The 15,327-nt window shown below is 32.0% G+C and carries 18 protein-coding genes; 13 read left to right on the forward strand and 5 right to left on the reverse strand.

What is annotated here, in order from left to right; all coding sequences use genetic code 11:
- The gene (gene cca, locus MEFER_RS01515) at positions 1 to 1,305 is read left to right on the forward strand and encodes a CCA tRNA nucleotidyltransferase (protein WP_015790881.1); all 1,305 of its coding nucleotides are present in this window, start codon (positions 1 to 3) and stop codon (positions 1,303 to 1,305) included.
- A 29-nt stretch (positions 1,306 to 1,334) separates the two neighbouring features.
- The gene (locus MEFER_RS01520; protein WP_015790882.1) at positions 1,335 to 2,795 is read left to right on the forward strand and encodes a DUF530 family protein; all 1,461 of its coding nucleotides are present in this window, start codon (positions 1,335 to 1,337) and stop codon (positions 2,793 to 2,795) included.
- Between the two features lie 143 nt (positions 2,796 to 2,938).
- On the opposite strand, the gene pyrE is transcribed toward MEFER_RS01520, so the two are convergent.
- Both pyrE and MEFER_RS01530 read right to left on the reverse strand, forming a co-directional pair.
- Positions 2,939 to 3,466, reverse strand: a complete 528-nt coding sequence (gene pyrE, locus MEFER_RS01525; protein ID WP_015790883.1) for an orotate phosphoribosyltransferase — start codon at positions 3,464 to 3,466, stop codon at positions 2,939 to 2,941.
- 88 nt (positions 3,467 to 3,554) lie between these two features.
- The gene (locus tag MEFER_RS01530; RefSeq protein WP_015790884.1) at positions 3,555 to 4,640 is read right to left on the reverse strand and encodes a formate--phosphoribosylaminoimidazolecarboxamide ligase; all 1,086 of its coding nucleotides are present in this window, start codon (positions 4,638 to 4,640) and stop codon (positions 3,555 to 3,557) included.
- A 205-nt stretch (positions 4,641 to 4,845) separates the two neighbouring features.
- On the opposite strand from MEFER_RS01530, the gene MEFER_RS01535 reads away from it, so the two are divergent.
- Both MEFER_RS01535 and MEFER_RS01540 read left to right on the forward strand, forming a co-directional pair.
- Positions 4,846 to 5,097 (forward strand): 50S ribosomal protein L31e, encoded by a 252-nt coding sequence (locus tag MEFER_RS01535; RefSeq protein ID WP_211204176.1) that lies wholly within the window; start codon positions 4,846 to 4,848, stop codon positions 5,095 to 5,097.
- A 27-nt stretch (positions 5,098 to 5,124) separates the two neighbouring features.
- Entirely contained in the window at positions 5,125 to 5,805 is a 681-nt protein-coding gene (locus MEFER_RS01540) for a translation initiation factor IF-6 (protein WP_048056268.1), read from the forward strand.
- Here MEFER_RS01540 and cobT read toward each other — a convergent pair.
- Positions 5,802 to 6,857: a nicotinate mononucleotide-dependent phosphoribosyltransferase CobT gene (cobT, locus tag MEFER_RS01545; protein WP_015790887.1), complete on the reverse strand. Its 1,056-nt coding sequence runs from the start codon at positions 6,855 to 6,857 to the stop codon at positions 5,802 to 5,804. The genes MEFER_RS01540 and cobT overlap by 4 nt on opposite strands.
- Before the next feature lie 302 nt (positions 6,858 to 7,159).
- On the opposite strand from cobT, the gene acs reads away from it, so the two are divergent.
- Positions 7,160 to 9,067: an acetate--CoA ligase gene (gene acs, locus MEFER_RS01550; protein ID WP_048056269.1), complete on the forward strand. Its 1,908-nt coding sequence runs from the start codon at positions 7,160 to 7,162 to the stop codon at positions 9,065 to 9,067.
- A 33-nt stretch (positions 9,068 to 9,100) separates the two neighbouring features.
- Here acs and MEFER_RS01555 read toward each other — a convergent pair whose 3' ends face one another.
- Positions 9,101 to 9,934: a phosphoadenosine phosphosulfate reductase domain-containing protein gene (locus MEFER_RS01555; protein WP_048056270.1), complete on the reverse strand. Its 834-nt coding sequence runs from the start codon at positions 9,932 to 9,934 to the stop codon at positions 9,101 to 9,103.
- Positions 9,935 to 10,009: 75 nt separating this feature from the next.
- Between MEFER_RS01555 and MEFER_RS01560 the strand changes: the two genes are divergently transcribed.
- The 3 genes from MEFER_RS01560 to MEFER_RS01570 are packed head-to-tail and all read left to right on the forward strand — an operon-like array spanning position 10,010 to position 12,063.
- Positions 10,010 to 10,543 carry a CDP-2,3-bis-(O-geranylgeranyl)-sn-glycerol synthase gene (locus tag MEFER_RS01560; RefSeq protein ID WP_015790890.1) on the forward strand — a complete coding sequence of 178 codons (534 nt, stop codon included), beginning with the start codon at positions 10,010 to 10,012 and terminating at the stop codon, positions 10,541 to 10,543.
- Positions 10,544 to 10,545: 2 nt separating this feature from the next.
- A complete protein-coding gene (locus MEFER_RS01565) occupies positions 10,546 to 11,028 on the forward strand; it encodes an ACT domain-containing protein (RefSeq protein WP_015790891.1) in 483 nt (160 codons plus the stop codon).
- A gap of 24 nt (positions 11,029 to 11,052) precedes the next feature.
- A complete protein-coding gene (locus MEFER_RS01570; RefSeq protein WP_015790892.1) occupies positions 11,053 to 12,063 on the forward strand; it encodes a homoserine dehydrogenase in 1,011 nt (336 codons plus the stop codon).
- A gap of 559 nt (positions 12,064 to 12,622) precedes the next feature.
- On the opposite strand, the gene MEFER_RS01575 is transcribed toward MEFER_RS01570, so the two are convergent.
- Positions 12,623 to 13,207 (reverse strand): ZPR1 zinc finger domain-containing protein, encoded by a 585-nt coding sequence (locus MEFER_RS01575; RefSeq protein WP_015790893.1) that lies wholly within the window; start codon positions 13,205 to 13,207, stop codon positions 12,623 to 12,625.
- A gap of 171 nt (positions 13,208 to 13,378) precedes the next feature.
- On the opposite strand from MEFER_RS01575, the gene MEFER_RS01580 reads away from it, so the two are divergent.
- The 5 genes from MEFER_RS01580 to MEFER_RS01600 are packed head-to-tail and all read left to right on the forward strand — an operon-like array spanning position 13,379 to position 15,327.
- Positions 13,379 to 14,017, forward strand: a complete 639-nt coding sequence (locus MEFER_RS01580) for a helix-turn-helix domain-containing protein (protein ID WP_015790894.1) — start codon at positions 13,379 to 13,381, stop codon at positions 14,015 to 14,017.
- Between the two features lie 4 nt (positions 14,018 to 14,021).
- Entirely contained in the window at positions 14,022 to 14,285 is a 264-nt protein-coding gene (gene ehaA, locus MEFER_RS01585) for an energy-converting NiFe hydrogenase A subunit EhaA (RefSeq protein ID WP_015790895.1), read from the forward strand.
- Entirely contained in the window at positions 14,285 to 14,779 is a 495-nt protein-coding gene (locus MEFER_RS01590; RefSeq protein WP_015790896.1) for a hypothetical protein, read from the forward strand. The genes ehaA and MEFER_RS01590 overlap by 1 nt, the downstream gene beginning before the upstream one ends.
- Positions 14,779 to 15,024: a DUF2109 domain-containing protein gene (locus tag MEFER_RS01595; RefSeq protein WP_015790897.1), complete on the forward strand. Its 246-nt coding sequence runs from the start codon at positions 14,779 to 14,781 to the stop codon at positions 15,022 to 15,024. The genes MEFER_RS01590 and MEFER_RS01595 overlap by 1 nt, the downstream gene beginning before the upstream one ends.
- Positions 15,025 to 15,048: 24 nt before the next feature.
- Positions 15,049 to 15,327 (forward strand): DUF2108 domain-containing protein, encoded by a 279-nt coding sequence (locus tag MEFER_RS01600; RefSeq protein ID WP_048056271.1) that lies wholly within the window; start codon positions 15,049 to 15,051, stop codon positions 15,325 to 15,327.

Raw genomic sequence — 15,327 nt, forward strand, 5'->3', positions numbered from 1 at the left:
GTGATTATTTTGATAGAAGAGATATTTAAAGAAGTTTTAAAAGAGATAAAACCTTCAAAAACTGAGATGGAAAAGCTAAAAATTAAAGCAAATGAAATTATTGACAAAATTTGGGAGGTAATTAAAGAAAATAACTATCCAGTTTTAGAAGTTTTGTTAGTTGGCTCTTCAGCAAGAAATACAAATTTAAAAGATGATTATGATATAGATATTTTTATCCTATTTGATAAATCAACTTCTGAAGATGAATTGGAAGAAATGGGGTTAAATATTGGTATAGAGACAATAAAAAGATTAAACGGCTCTTACAAAATAAACTACGCCTCCCACCCTTATGTTAATGGTAAGGTTGATGAGTATGAGGTAGATATAGTTCCATGCTACAAAATAGATTTTGGAGAAAAGATAATCTCTGCCGTTGATAGAACTCCTTTACATCACAAATTTTTAAAGGATAGGTTGAATGAAAAATTATGCGATGAGGTTAGATTGTTAAAGGCATTTTTAAAAAGTTTGGGATTATATGGCTCAGATGTTAAAACTAAAGGATTCTCTGGATATCTATGCGAGTTGTTGATTTTGCATTACGGATCATTTATAAATCTATTAAAAGATGCTCAAAATTGGAAGATTGGGAAGAAAATTATTTTAAAAGATATCTTTGAGATTTATAAGGATGTTGATATTAATAAATTAAAAAAATTTGAAGAGCCATTTGTTGTCTATGACCCTGTAGATTTAAATAGAAATGTTGCATCTCCATTAAGTAAAGAGAATTTCTGCGAATTTATATTTTATGCACGAGAGTTTTTAAAAAATCCTTCTATCGAATTCTTTAAAGATTATGCTAAAAAATTGGAAAAGATTTTAGAAGATAGGGAGCATGGTTATAGGTTGATATTAAAAATTCCAAGAGAAGATGTTGTTGATGACATTATCTATCCACAAATGGAAAAGCTTCAAAAAAGTATAAATAAAGCTATTACAAAAAATGAATTTGTAATTTTGGATAGTAAGTGTTTTGCAGATGAGGATTATTGTTATCTATATTGGGAATTTTTAGTTCATAAATTGCCAAGAGTTGCATTAAGGGAAGGTCCTCCAATATTTGAAAAGGAGAGGGCTGAGAGATTTTTAAAAAAGTATGATAAAGTTTTTATTAAGGATTGTAAGTTATTTGCATATACTGAGAGGAAATACTACCATATAATTGATTTATTTAAAGATATTGTTAATGGGAATTTACAGAATATATCTATTCCAAAATACGTTAATCCAAGAAAAGGTGAAATTATAGAGTTATAATAAAAGGATAGGTATAGAGTTGAGAGATTATGGAGAATACAAGTAATTTGATAAAAAATGCAAATGAATTTTTAGATTCTTTAAATGAACTCAGTGAAAAATTAAAAGAGGTAGTTGATAGTATAAAAAATAAAACCATTGATAAAACTGAATTGTTAAATATTATATTGATGCTGGAAAAGAATTTAGAGATTCTGCAGGATTTAAAATCAAAAATGGAATTTTTAGAATTTGATTCTCCATATAAGAACGTTGGAAAGTTAAAAGGTTGTTATGATAACGAAGGTTTACAGGAAATAGCAAATTACAGCACATATTTAAGAAGGATTGCCAGTGAAAAGAAAGGAATATTAGAAAGAGTTAGGCATGCGTTAGTGGCACATAAAATTGCTTTAGCACATTTAACTGAAGATATTGGGAACATAGATTTACCCCCAAACTTACCATTGGATGGTTCTTACAAAAAGGTAATGTTTGAATTCCCTCCTTACTTAGTTACAACCTATAAAGAATTTTTAGACATTTTAGAGCCAAAAGGTAGGGGAATTTTAACCTCCTATACCATATCACTTATAGTTGTTGAGAAAGGGAAGAGAGAGTTTAAAAGGATTAAAATTGAAGATAAAAATTATGAAAAATATATTAAGGAGAAATTTGGAAATGCAATAATTACTTCAATAAAAAGAAATTTCTCAAAGAATAAGATTATTGATGACCAATATGTTAGAAGAGTTTTGGCAATTGGCTATTTAAACACCTACAAAGATGAAATTGAAAAGGCAATAAATGAAAAAATTGATAAATTGCTTAATGAGGAAGAAAAAAAATGCCTTAAAAAATATTTAGAGCTCTGCCTAATGTTTAGAGATGAAGCGGACGTAAGTGGGGGCGTTTTAGATATTAGATGTATGGAAGAGAAGAAATTGAAAGAAATTGAACTTAAAGAAATGTTAGAAAAAGAAGGCTTATATAAAGATGGTGAGCCAATAGGATTATTAAAAAAAGCAATTAGAATCAAAAACGAGCTATCTAAGAAAATAGCAAAAGATATATTGATAAAAAAATTTTCTGAGGATGTTTTTAAATTCTATCTCTACAAAACACCAGATGAAAGGGCGAGAAGTAATTTATTCCCATCTATTATGATAACTCCGCAAAAAGGGTTTTTATCTTGGATGAAAGTTGAGGGAGTTAATTGCGTTGATGTCTTAGATTTAAAGTTTAAATTGGAGGAGGAACTGCCAAAATACCAAATTCCTTTAAAGAATATTGGAGGAGTAGCTCTATATTTAATTCACGATTGGGAAGCTGTGAAAAGATTTAACTTCAATAAAAAAGATATTGAGGACTTATTGAAAAAAATAGCTCTAATAGAGCCAATAAAAGAAATTTTGAAGGATAAAAATGTAGATGTTAGTAAGTTAGAGAAGTTTGGTAAAGTTAAAAAAGAGAAAACTAAGAAGTTTTTGGATTTGTTGGGCGGGCTATAAATTTAAAATGGACGTTAATTAGGGCTGAAAGCCCTAACTTAATGGACGTGAGATATCCCAATAGGAGGTTTCCTCCCATGGCTAAGAAGTTTTTGGATTTATTGGGAGGTTATAACTTTAGTTGTAAAAATAACTTAATTTCATTAAGCGGAGCGTAATTCATCAACTGTAACCAATGGAATTAATTTAACATTCTCCTTCTCCAAATTTTCTTTAGCACCCTCTAACCTATCTACAACAACAAAAACCTTATCAACAATCCCACCATTTTCTCTAATCTCATTAACTGCCTTCAAAACACTACCTCCAGTTGTAGTAACATCCTCTACAATAACTACCCTATCTCCTTCTTTTAATTCCCCTTCTATTTTATTTTTAGTTCCATAATCCTTTGGTTTTTTTCTAACAATCAACAAAGGCTTTTGTGCAATAATTGAAACGGCAGTTGCTATTGGAACAGAACCGAGTTCAACACCAGCAACTTTTACATCTTCATCCCTTATTTGCTCAGCAATCATTTCCCCAACTAACTTTAAAATCTCTGGATTTGTCGTAGCTTTCTTTATATCTATGTAATAGTTGCTCTTTTTACCAGAAGCTAAAATAAACTCTCCAAATTTTATACATCCAATATCTCTAAGTAGTTTTATTAATTTAGATTTTTTATCCATAATTATCACCAAATGTTTAAATTTATTTAAATTTAAAAAACGCTGTTTAAATTAATACAACAACTAAAACAAAAATAGTATAAAAGATTTATGAAATAACTTTATCAATCATATCCAATTGTAGAGCCATCTTTATCTCTCTCGCTATTCTTTGTCCCATGCTCAATGGCTCAGCGTTGTATAGGAATGAGTAAGGGCTACCATTCATAAAGCTGTTTGTTCCTCCATCAACTCTTGCACTCATCTCAAAAACAACCAGTTCGAGGTTTTCATTGCATAATGTTTGTAGACAGAACGGCCCAATCATTCCTGGAGGAACTAGCTCTTTTGCCTTTGCAACCAATTTATCTCCAATATCAAACACTTGTGGTAATAAACTCTCTCTAATAACAACTGGAATGTTTCCTGTGATAACATAGCTTGGATTTATATCCATCTCTAACTGGTCTTTTGCTGGAATCCTAACTAAACCATCTATATTACTCTCGTATCTTTTATCCATCCCCAATAACTCAACTTCATCCTTTAATGGGGAGTAGAAGTAATGGATACAGAAGTTTGTTCCAACTACATATTCTTCAATATGTGCGTTAGCTATATCTTCATCACTCAATATTCCCCTATTTTTCAACTCCTCCGCCTTTTTATAAAACTCTTCTGTTGATGAGGCTATGAAATAACCTCTACCTCCTCTTGCCCCCGGGAATTTAACTATAACTGTTCCATCAATATCCTCTGGGCTTTCATACTTCTTAGGAACTCTTACCCCTGCCTCTCTCAACAATTTCCCTTCTAAACTTCTTTCTGACTCCCATCTTAATATTGCCCTATTTCCAAACATTGGAACTAAAAAATTGTTTTCAACGTTATCTAAACCACAATAAGCGATAAAAGAGCCATGTGGAACCACTATAGCATTTAATTCCCTCAATTTCTCTTGAATCTCTTCATTTTTTATATCAGAAAAGTTATCAACATATATAAATTTGTCAGCAACTTTGAACCTCTTGTATGGGACATCCCTCCCTTTCATAGTTATACAAACAGTAGAAAAGCCTTCTAACTTTGCTCCTTTTAAAATATGTAGGGATGTGTGGCTCCCCAACGTTGCTATTGTTATCTCATCTTTGTTGTATTTGTCAAAAATCTCTAAAATTTCTTCTTTTTTAATCATCTATTTCACCTGGTAGGTTAGATAATATTAAATTTTTAAAAAAGAGTATATAATAATTACCACTAAGCTTTGGTGTCTTTAAATCTACCAAATCATTATATTTTATAAAAAATTACCAATACTAAATCACCGTAATCTTTAAATATTCATTTCAATATCTCTAAGGTAAGAATATTTTTATTGCTTAATTATTTTGGAGGTGTGGATAATGGAAGAAAGAATATATACAATTCCATTGAGGGATGTTATAAACAAATCAGTTAGAAACAAAAGAGCTCCAAGAGCTATAAGGAAAATAAAGCAATTTTTAATGAGACACATGAAGGCAGATGTCGTTAAGATAGACAACGAGTTAAATGAAAAAATTTGGGCAAGAGGAATTCAAAAACCACCTGCAAGAGTCAGAGTTAAAGCAGTTAAAGAAGGAAATGTTGTTATAGCAACACTTGCAGAGTAAATAATTTAAATCTAACATGTGATGGCTATGATTATAAGAAAATACTTTTCAGGAATCCCTACAATTGGTGTATTGGCTACTACAACCGAGGATTTCACTCTATTACCAATTTTTCTTGAAAAAAATGATGTTGATGAAGTTTCTGAAGTTTTAGGTACTAAATGCCTCCAAATCAATATTGGAGGTAGCTCTCTAATAGGCTCTTTATCAGTTGCAAATAAATATGGGCTTTTATTACCAAAAATTGTTGAAGATGAAGAACTAAAGAAGATAAAGAATTTTTTAAAAGAAAATGATTTTGATTTAACTATAGAAATTATAAAATCAAAAAACACGGCTTTAGGTAACTTAATATTAACAAACGATAAAGGAAGTTTAATTTCCGTAGAATTAAAAGACTTCAAAAAAGAGATTGAAGATGCTTTAAATGTTGAGGTTGAAGTTGGCACTATTGCTGAACTTCCAACCGTTGGAAGTAATGCCGTTGTAACAAATAAAGGTTGTTTAACCCATCCATTAGTTGAAGATGAAGAGCTTGAATTTTTAAAAAGCTTGTTTAAAGTGGAATATATTGGCAAAGGGACAGCAAATAAAGGAACCACTTCAGTTGGAGCATGTATTATAGCAAACTCTAAGGGAGCTGTAGTTGGAGGAGACACAACTGGTCCAGAGCTTTTAATGATTGAGGATGCGTTAGGATTAATTTAAGGTTTTTTATACCATTCATCAAACTTATTCTCTATAAACTCCCTTATTTTTATTGGATTTAAATTATTGGCTATGCAATAAACCGCTATCCCTCCAGCTCCCACTCCTTCTTTTACTGAACCTTTACAGTAATTCCTCAATCCTTCAATCTTTGCATCTTCAAAGTAAAACTTAGACGCTAATATTGGAATATCTCCAATCTGCTCAATAATCCCTTTTAAATCTCCTTTTTTATCATTTAAAACAAATTCAGTGGTTCCAATGGCTATTAAATTTTTATTTAAAATATCTTTATCAATCTCTTTTATGACTGCTAAAACAGCACTCATCTGAGTTCCTCCGGCTAAGATAACAGCTTTATTTTCTTCAGCAAAGCTTATTGCCAAACCAGCAGCAACTGGCATCATCTTATCTCCAACAGCATTTAAAACATCAAATACTGAAGAATTTTCGTTTATTTTTGCTTTCTTTAAACCTTCCCTAACAACCTTTATCTTTAATTCATGCGGGTTCTCTATAGAGCCAGAGCTAACCTTTCCCTCAGCATCATAACCTAAGCCAATTAAAACACCTAACGCTGTTGTAGTACCTCCAGGAACGCTTTCCCCAACAATCAACATATCTGCATTAAGATTTTTCCCTAATAAATAAGCTTTCTCAAATAATTCTTTTGAGTTATCCATAGCTTTACCTTCCTCTATCTTCCCAGTAGGCTTTTCATCAACCTCTATAAAGGGAATCTTTGGCTTAACAAAAGCTCCAGCATCAATATGTAAATTTTTTATATTTTTTAATTCAACACACGCCCTTGTTATTGTTGCAGGACTTGGTGAGCCAGTGGCATCTATTGGTGGAGTTTTTAAACTTAAAGATTTTCCACAAAAGACGAGTTCAACATCTGCAGCGGGAGTATATTTGATAACATCCCTATGAACTCCAGATATTGGTATGTAAGTTGTTGTCTCTATTGATGAAATTACACAGGTAAATAATGGATTTTTTCCTTTAATTTTATCCAAAAATCCGTTTTCATTTATTGCTATTATATCCACACTATCCCTCGTTTATAGTTCTTTCAAAATATTTTAGAATACATAATGTATTGATGAACTCCTTCATAATGGAAGGAGTTCAAACTTCCTTAATAAATTTTATTAAGTTTTGAAAAGAACTATAATTAGATTTTTAATTTTTATGAGTAGTTGCCATTATAAATATATAAATATGCATTTCGTTGTTTGACGATATACATTTTTACAAAAACCGAAAAATATTAATATAATGACATCTAAGATATTACATGTAAATTATCATGATCAATCATGATAGATTATTAACAAAGTTTGGTGTTAGTATGAAGTTTGGAGATAAATACATACCTCTTGAAAAATTCAACAAAATGAGAGAAGAATCTTTAAAAAATCCTGAGAAATTTTGGGGTGAGCAAGCAAAATGCTTAGATTGGGATAAAACTTGGGATAAAGTTTTAGAATGGAATCCTCCTTATGCCAGGTGGTTTGTAAATGGAAAATTAAATGCAAGTTACAACTGTGTAGATAGGCATATAAAAGGAAGTAGGAGGAATAAAGCTGCAATAATATGGGAAAACGAAAATGGAGATTGTAGGACATTAACTTACTATGAACTTTATAGAGAAGTGAATAAGTTTGCAAATGTTTTACAGAATTTGGGAGTAGATAAAGGGGACAGGGTAGCTATCTACCTCCCAATGATTCCAGAGGCTGTAATAGCGATGTTGGCATGTGCAAGAATTGGGGCAATTCATACAGTAGTATTCTCTGGTTTTTCATCAGATGCACTTGCAGAGAGAATAAACGATGCTGGAGCAGAGGTTTTAATCACTGCAGACATACTTTATAGGAGAGGAAAGAAGATAAATCTAAAAAATATCGTAGATAAATCCCTCTTAGATTGTCCTTCAATAAACTACGTTGTTTATGTCCATAGGGATAAAGACAACGATATAAAACTTAAGGAAGGAAGAGATTACCTTTGGGATGAATTAATGAAAGGTGCAAAGAAGTATGTAAAACCAGTATCTGTTGAGTCAAATCATCCCCTATTCATATTATACACAAGTGGAACTACTGGAAAACCAAAAGGGGTTGTGCATTCTACTGGAGGATATTTGGTTTATGTTACAAAAACGATGGAATGGACTTGGGGAATTAACGATATGGATGTGTTCTGGTGTACTGCAGATATTGGATGGATTACCGGGCATAGCTACGTTGTTTATGCCCCTCTAAGCTTAGGAACAACAACTGTAATATATGAAGGGGCGATAGATTATCCAAATCCTGGAAGAATCTGGGAGATTATAGAAAATCATGGAGTAACTATATTATACACTGCTCCAACAGCCATAAGGATGCTAATGAAGTATGGTGAAGAATGGGTGAAGTCTCACGACCTATCTACTTTGAGGATGTTAGGAAGTGTTGGAGAACCAATAAATCCAAAAGCTTGGGAGTGGTATTATGAGGTTGTAGGACAGAAGAGATGCCCTATTGCAGATTGTTATTGGCAGACAGAAACTGGAGGACATATAATCTATCCACCATTGGGTATTCAAAACATCCCATTAAAGCCGGGTTCAGCAACATTTCCAGGAATTGGGATAGATGCAGATGTTGTAGATGAAAATGGAAACAGCTTACCTCCAAACAAAAAGGGATTGTTAGTTATTAAAAATCCATGGCCAGGGATGCTATTGGGATTGTGGAAGAATGATGTAAGGTATAGAAAGGCATACTGGGAGAGGATAAAAAATTGTTACTGTCCATCAGATTATGCCATTAAAGATGAGGATGGCTATTTCTGGATACTTGGAAGGGCTGATGAGGTTTTAAATGTAGCAGGGCATAGGATAGGAACAGCAGAGCTTGAGCACGTCCTCGTTTCACATCCATTGGTTGCTGAAGCTGCAGTTATAGGTAAACCTGATGAAATAAAAGGAGAGGTTCCTGTTGCGTTTGTGATTCCAAGAAAGGAAATAGATGATAAGAAAGAGGCGAAAGAACAAATTATAAAATATGTTAGAGATACTTTAGGACCTGTTGCAGCCCCTACTATGATTTTCTTCGTTAATAAGCTTCCAAAAACAAGAAGTGGAAAGATTATGAGGAGAGTGTTAAAAAAACTCATATTAGGAGAGGATTTAGGTGATTTGTCAACAATAGAGGATAACACAAGTATAGAAGAAATAAAAAATGAATTGTCTGATTTCGTTTATGAATAAAAAATAAATTGGTTAAAATAAAGTTGAAATAAATTAAATTTTTAGCCCCCTCCTTCTTAATTCTTCATAAACTTCTTTTGGAACTTTTGGTTTTTTTAATTTTTCTTTTGCTTTTTCTTTTGATAATAATCCCAATCTAACAAGTGTTGCTACTCTATCAATCTCAAAGCTAAAATCATATTTTTCATAAAACTTTTCCAAGGCAACTCCCAAAACTAAGCAGTTTGTCGTATAACCATATAAATTTGGTTTTTTCCAAGGTAAATCTTTTAGCATTTCGTATTTTTCCTCTTCTTTAAATTTGTAAGGAGCTAAAAGCCTTATCATCTTTATACCTTCTTTCATATCCCTCACTGCTGAATGTCCAAATGGCAGCTCATGCCCAGTGATTATATACTTTAAATTCAACAATTTGGCTATTCTCCAAACCTCTCTCAATATTAATTTTGAACATCTCCTGCAAGGACTTTCTCCTCTTTTTATTGCATCTTCAAACAGTTCAGTATAATCTCTATTCAATATCATTAAATCAACGTTGTAATATTTAGTTACATTTAGAGCGTTTTCTATTGCCTCCTTAGCTATGTATTTATTATCAACCATAACACATAATGGGTTTAATTTAAATTTCTCTTTTAATAATTTTAGTGCCAAAACACTATCTTTCCCTCCAGAAAATGCTAAAATGCAGTTATATTTTCCTCCCTCCCTTTTTAAATTTTTTAAAATTTCTTCAACCTCTTCCCTCATTTTTTCAAAATTTGGAGGGTATTTTAACATGGTTAGGCAGTCTACACATATTGGCTTTCCTTCATATTCAATTATCTTTTTTGTTTTTGATGTATGAACACACATTGAACATTCCATGGTATCACAGAGAATATTTTATATACGTGGATGATAATTTACTGATTAAATGTTAAATTAATGTAGGGGAGATAGATGTTTTATAGGTTATTGTTTGCATCGCTTTGGTATATACTACCCGCCTATATTGCAAATGCATCAGCTTGCGTATTTGGTGGAGGTACTCCATTAGATTTAGGAAAAAATTTTGTTGATGGAAGGAGAATTATAGGCGATGGTGTAACCTATAAGGGGAGTGTTTTTGGAATTGTTTGTGGAACATTAGTTGGGCTAATCCAAGGTATTTTAGTGGATTCCAATGTTTTCAATAGTTTAGATTTTTATGGCACTGTTTTGGATCATGTTATATTGGCTTTCTTTTTATCCACTGGGGCAATTGTTGGCGATGCCATGGGTAGTTTTATAAAAAGGAGGCTAAATATTGAAAGGGGTAAGCCAGCTCCTTTATTGGATCAGCTTGATTTTGTTATTGGAGCTTTAGTTTTTGGTTATCTTGTAGCTCCAATACCTCATGAAATGATAATAATAATATGCCTGTTTACCGTTTTTATACACTTACTTGGGAACATAATCGCCTATAAATTAGGTATTAAGGATGTTTGGTGGTAAGGATGATAACTATAGATATCGAGCTAAAAGACAAACCTGGAGAGTTGTTAAGAGTATTAACACCAATATCAAAGCATGGAGCCAATATAATAAGCATTATACATTCAAGAGAGGAAAAAAGAGGAGGTAAAGTTCCTGTAAGAATTGTTATTGATGTTGATGATAAGGAGAGATTAAAAAACCTTTTGGAAGATTTGGAAAAAGAAGGGGCAATAATTAAAAAAATTGATGGAAAGGATAAAAAGGTTTATTTGGATGTTGTTGTCATAGGGCACGTTGTTGATACGGATGTTAGAGACACTATAGATAGAATAAATGAAATAGGTCTCGTTGAGGATTTAGATTTAATTATGCCACATCCGGAGAAAGAATCTTCAGCAATGATGAGGATTGTTATTGATGAAGATAAAATAGATGAGCTTTTTTACCTATTTGAAGAATTAGAAAAAGAAAAGGGGCTGTTATTTGTAAAATCAATAATTTAGATTTTAAATAAAGTTGGTGAGAGGATGGATATAATTATTGTTGGATTTGGAGCAATAGGGAAGGGAGTTGCTAAGGTTCTGCATGAAAAAAAAGAATATTTAGAGAAAAACTATGAAGAGTTCAGGGTTGTTGCTATAACCGACAGTTCTGGAGCGGCAGTAGATGAAAATGGTTTAGATTTATTAAAGGCGATAGAAGTTAAAGAAAAAACAAGGAAGATTAAAAATTATCCTGAGAAAGGGAAAGAAATTAGCAGCATAGATGTTATAAGAAATGTTGAAGCAGATGTTGTTGTTGAAGTAACACCATCAAACTTAGAAACAGGGGAACCAGCTAAAACACATATATTAGAGAGTTTTAAAAATAAAAAACATGTTGTAACAGCTAATAAAGGGCCGTTAGCTTTATGCTATAAAGAGTTGATAGAGGAGGCAAAAAAATACAATGTTATTTTTAGGCATGAGGCATCAGTTGGAGGGGCTATGCCAATAATAAACTTGGCTAAAGAAACATTAGCTGGGAATAAAATTTTATCAATAAAGGGAATTTTAAATGGAACTACAAACTATATATTAACAAAGATGGAGAAAGAAGGATTGGACTTTGAAACTGCATTAAAAGAGGCTAAAGAGTTAGGGATAGCTGAAACAGATCCTACTCAAGATATTGAGGGCTTAGATACTGCGGCAAAGATTGTTATTTTGGCAAATTCAATTATGGGAATGAATAAAACAATTAAAGATGTAAAAGTTAAAGGAATAAAAAGAATAACTCCAGAAGCTCTATTTTTAGCAAATAAAAGAGGATATACAATAAAATTAATTGGACAGATTAAAGACGGATACTTAATTGTTGAGCCAATGCTTGTTCCAATAGACAGCCCGTTAAATGTAAAAAGAACTTTAAACGTTGCAATGTTTGAAACTGATTTAGCGAAAGAGGTTGTTGTCGTTGGAAGAGGTGCTGGTCCTATTGAGACGGCATCAGCTATTTTGAGCGATTTAATACACATTTACAATTCAATTAAAAAATAATGTTTATCTCGCTGAAAGAGTTTTATTCTTTAAATAATGATTTTTATAACTTATTTTTGATTTTAAGGATTTTTAAAGAATTTCAAAGGGTAAGTTATTTTAAGTATTTAGATTAATTAAATTATAGAGATTTTTAAAGATTTAAGCTAATTATTTTTTAAATTATAATTTCCCAAATAAAAAATAATATTTTAAAACATAAAAGTTTTAAAACTCTTTTTTATCTCTAAAAAGCAAAATTTATACCTGGTCGGAGGTATATAAATAAATGGGGTTAAGTGCCCTTCGACTTATAGGGTAACGAAAAGCATAAATATTATGAGTGTTAAAGATACACTTATCTTAAAATCTTTAGTTAAAATCAGACCGGAACGGAATGGAAATCATATAGTCTTTTAATTATAGTAAAACTACTGCTAACTAAGTTTTATAAAAATCAGCATAGAATAAAATTAAAAAAGAAAATTTAAATAAAACAAACCTAAAAATTTATATAAGATATGGCGATGATGAAAAGAGGGTTAGCTGAGATGTGATGAAACTTACCCGAACTGAGCCACTATTTTTTCTCCTTATCTATATCCATAATAACTATTCCTTCTTTTAATTTTTCAACTTCTTCTTCACTTAACAGCTCTTCCTCAACCCCCTCTCCAATAATGGCACTATGTCCCAACGGGTCTATTAATATCAAAGTTGCTTCTTCTTTACCGTCTTTTATCCTTTCTATCCTTTCCCTAAGTTCTTCAGCTCTCTTTTTTTGCTCTTCAGTTTCAGCCCATCTGATTAAGGTTTGCAATACATTATCAACTCTATTTAAAACTCCCTCAACGTTGCTAACAAACCCTTCAGCCAATGGACCGGGCTTAATCTCTACACCCAACTCAGGAATTTGTATATATGCAGAGGAACTTCTAACAACTCTTTTATTTAAATCTCTCTCACTCTTTATTTTTAATGTGTACCTTTTTGGCTCTCTAACTTCTAATGGAAAGACATCACTTTTTCTAAAATTGCATTTTTCGCAAATCATCGTTGTTCCCAATACTGGACCGAAATAAGGAATGTCTATTTGATGGGTAGTTATTACAAAAGTCCCTTTGCCTCCACATACAGGACAGTCCAATCTTTGAACATTTTCCATACTATCACCTATAGGGAACTTTTAATCAACTTAATATATAAAATTTTTGCCTTTACTTTTTGTGGATAACTTTTATATATTTCTTAGGGAATAATGTTATTCCATGGCGATAATGTAATGATTGATTATGAAAAATAGAGGAATATATTTTCCTACATATAACGTGAGACCATGTATAAAAAATTAGAGATTATTGAAAGAGCAATATTATTAAATCCACAATACATCCAAGCATTTCGGGAAAAATTAAAAATTACTCAGTCAAAATTAGCCAAAGAAAGTGGAATCAGCCAATCTCACTTAAGTATGTTGGAAAAAGGTAAAAGGCAAGCGACCAAGCTTATAGCAACCGCAGTAACCCTTGGCTTATTGAAATGCTTCTCATCAAACAACGTTGAAGACCCGATCATTGAGCTTTTAGATACACTCTCTTTATTAAAATTTGAAGATACTTTTGCAGATTTCGTTTATGAGATTATTGAAAAGGGTGATAAGAGATACCTAAGGATGATTGAAGGCTGCCCAGTGTTAATTATAAGTAAAGAAAATCTACTAAATGAGATGAAAAATAGGCTAAAAGTTATAGATGTTGAGAGTATAGAGCTATCAAGAGGGAAAATAAGAGTTTTGGGAAAACATCTTGATAATAAACATGTTGAAATATTTTTAGATTGTTCAGATGTTAGAAGATTGGAGAAAAAATTCATGAAAAAGACGGGTAAAAAAGTTATCATTCAGGTATTTCCAAAAGAGGAAGTTCCACCAATTTATTCAACAAATAAAGATTGCATTATAATTCACTGCTGGTGAAAAAATGACCATTATAATGCTTTATATAACAGCATTAATAACTTCGATGGTTGTTGCTTTACTCTTAAAACTCCCACTGCTTCCAAAAGAAAAACCCATAAGGTTTAGTTTTAAAACATCAGTCTTATTTCCAACACCAGTTTTGGCTTTAGGGATTGAAGCAATATTTAGGAATTTATTTGGGGATTATATTGGATTAGCGTTCTTTGCTGGATTATTTGGAGCTTTGTTATCAAAATATTCTGATAAGTTATTTGGTGAGCTATAATGGAGATTGTTGAGATTATAAAAGTTATTGTAGCTGGAATTATCTGCTGGCTTAACTTTGTTCTCATTGATACCTACTTTGGATTGCCAGAAAAGCCAGGAGTTTTGGGAGCTAAGACTATAGGAGAGAAAGTCAGAGATATTGGTGGAAATATCCATGGAGGATACTTTATGGGAAATATCGTCTGTTCTCCAGATGCTTCAGCAGGGACTTTATTGGCCTCAATAATGAACTACCTAATGGGTGTTGAAGGAGGGCTTATAGCAGCTTTGCTGGTTTGGATAGGAAATAGATTGTGTGCAGACCCAGGATATGCAGGAACTATTGGAGCTTTATCTATAACCTTAATCATCTACCTCCTAAGTCCAGTAATTGAGGCGAAATATTTCATTGCAGGAATGATTTTATCAATATTTACAATCCAAGGATTTGACCATAAATATGCCTCCATACTACTTGGAAAGATAGCTAAAAAGATGAATAGAGGGGAATGATGGGCATAGTTGAGACAATTATTGGAGCCATAGCATTATTAATGGCAATTAGAATATTCTTAACAAGAAGTAGGGCGAGAAAACTGCTCTACCTTTGTTGCTTAAGCTTTTGCATCTCTGCTTTGATTGCCTTATATGTTAATAGCCCTATGGGTGGAATTGTAGCTATAACCTACTTCATATGCTCAACCCTATCATCCAATGCAATAGCATACACAATAGAGCAGGTAAAAGACATTGAATAGATAGAAAAAATCTGGGTGAAAAAATTGGAAATCTTACCATTAATAGCAGGAATATGTTGTGTATTGGGAGGAATTGGGGTTATAGTACATACAAATCCAATAAATAAAATTATCATGTTTGCTTTATTGGAAATTGGGATGATTGGATTGATTATCTCATCTTATTATTTGGACATAGCTATAATCTCATCCCTATGTGAACCAATTTGCACCATAATCCTATTGCTTGGGTATTTGAAATATATCACAACAGTAAAGAAAAAGAAAAGATATGGAAGAAATCTTCCAGTTCTTTCAAAATAA

The sequence above is a fragment of the Methanocaldococcus fervens AG86 genome, from assembly GCF_000023985.1.
Taxonomy (GTDB): Archaea; AGJL01; Methanococci; order Methanococcales; family Methanocaldococcaceae; genus Methanocaldococcus; species Methanocaldococcus fervens.

What these genes read in the sequence shown, in the direction of transcription:
- MEFER_RS01530 (WP_015790884.1), bottom strand. Translation starts at nt 4,640, where the DNA reads ATGATTAAAAAAGAAGAAATTTTAGAGATTTTTGACAAATACAACAAA.
- MEFER_RS01520 (WP_015790882.1), top strand. Translation starts at nt 1,335, where the DNA reads ATGGAGAATACAAGTAATTTGATAAAAAATGCAAATGAATTTTTAGAT.
- MEFER_RS01540 (WP_048056268.1), top strand. Translation starts at nt 5,125, where the DNA reads ATGATTATAAGAAAATACTTTTCAGGAATCCCTACAATTGGTGTATTG.
- MEFER_RS01560 (WP_015790890.1), top strand. Translation starts at nt 10,010, where the DNA reads ATGTTTTATAGGTTATTGTTTGCATCGCTTTGGTATATACTACCCGCC.
- MEFER_RS01570 (WP_015790892.1), top strand. Translation starts at nt 11,053, where the DNA reads ATGGATATAATTATTGTTGGATTTGGAGCAATAGGGAAGGGAGTTGCT.
- acs (WP_048056269.1), top strand. Translation starts at nt 7,160, where the DNA reads ATGAAGTTTGGAGATAAATACATACCTCTTGAAAAATTCAACAAAATG.
- MEFER_RS01575 (WP_015790893.1), bottom strand. Translation starts at nt 13,207, where the DNA reads ATGGAAAATGTTCAAAGATTGGACTGTCCTGTATGTGGAGGCAAAGGG.
- ehaA (WP_015790895.1), top strand. Translation starts at nt 14,022, where the DNA reads ATGACCATTATAATGCTTTATATAACAGCATTAATAACTTCGATGGTT.
- MEFER_RS01565 (WP_015790891.1), top strand. Translation starts at nt 10,546, where the DNA reads ATGATAACTATAGATATCGAGCTAAAAGACAAACCTGGAGAGTTGTTA.
- pyrE (WP_015790883.1), bottom strand. Translation starts at nt 3,466, where the DNA reads ATGGATAAAAAATCTAAATTAATAAAACTACTTAGAGATATTGGATGT.
- MEFER_RS01595 (WP_015790897.1), top strand. Translation starts at nt 14,779, where the DNA reads ATGGGCATAGTTGAGACAATTATTGGAGCCATAGCATTATTAATGGCA.
- MEFER_RS01580 (WP_015790894.1), top strand. Translation starts at nt 13,379, where the DNA reads ATGTATAAAAAATTAGAGATTATTGAAAGAGCAATATTATTAAATCCA.
- MEFER_RS01590 (WP_015790896.1), top strand. Translation starts at nt 14,285, where the DNA reads ATGGAGATTGTTGAGATTATAAAAGTTATTGTAGCTGGAATTATCTGC.
- MEFER_RS01555 (WP_048056270.1), bottom strand. Translation starts at nt 9,934, where the DNA reads ATGGAATGTTCAATGTGTGTTCATACATCAAAAACAAAAAAGATAATT.